Source organism: Streptomyces sp. NRRL WC-3549 (assembly GCF_000721935.1).
Lineage (GTDB): Bacteria > Actinomycetota > Actinomycetes > Streptomycetales > Streptomycetaceae > Streptomyces.
Map to the genome: position 1 here is coordinate 117,168 of NZ_KL585395.1, position 960 is coordinate 118,127.

General features: G+C 73.1%; 1 pseudogene. It reads left to right on the forward strand.

The features are described 5' to 3' along the window. Positions 1-20 precede the first annotated feature (20 nt). Positions 21-960 (forward strand): annotated as a pseudogene (locus IH13_RS0113335) (DEAD/DEAH box helicase); the annotation flags it as partial.

The following is a 960-nucleotide window of genomic DNA, read 5'->3' on the forward strand; positions in this document are numbered from 1 at the left end:
GATGTGTATAAGAGACAGGGCCCGCCCCGGCCCGGGGTGAGTTCGCGCTCCCGAAGACGGTCACCCCCGCGCTGCCCGCCGTCGAGGCCTTCGCCGACCTCGGTATGCCGGAGCAGCTGCTCGCGGCGCTCGGGGCCGAGGGCGTGAGCGTGCCGTTCCCGATCCAGGCCGCGACCCTGCCCAACACCCTCCTCGGCCGTGACGTGCTGGGCCGTGGCCGGACCGGCTCCGGCAAGACGCTGGCCTTCGGCCTGGCGCTGCTGTCCCGGACCGCCGGCCGGCGCGCCGAGCCCCGGCAGCCGCTCGCGCTGATCCTCGTCCCCACCCGGGAGCTGGCGCAGCAGGTGACCGACGCGCTCACCCCGTACGCCCGTTCCGTCAGGCTGCGGCTGGCCACGGTCGTCGGCGGGATGTCGATCGGCCGGCAGGCGAGCGCCCTGCGGGGCGGTTCCGAGATCGTCGTCGCCACGCCGGGACGGCTCAAGGACCTCATCGACCGCGGGGACTGCCGGCTGGACCAGGTGGACGTCACCGTCCTCGACGAGGCCGACCAGATGGCCGACATGGGCTTCATGCCGCAGGTCACGGCGCTGCTGGACCAGGTGCGCCCGGGGGGCCAGCGCATGCTGTTCTCCGCGACCCTGGACCGCAACGTGGACCTGCTGGTGCGCCGCTACCTGACCGACCCGGTCGTGCACTCCGTCGACCCCTCGGCCGGCGCGGTCACGACGATGGAGCACCACGTCCTGCATGTGCACGGTGCGGACAAGCAGGCCACCACCACGGAGATCGCCGCCCGCGAGGGCCGGGTGATCATGTTCCTGGACACCAAGCACGCCGTCGACCGGCTGACCCGGGACCTGCTCAACAGCGGTGTACGGGCCGCCGCGCTGCACGGCGGGAAGTCGCAGCCGCAGCGCACCCGCACACTGGCGCAGTTCAAGTCCGGACACGTCACCG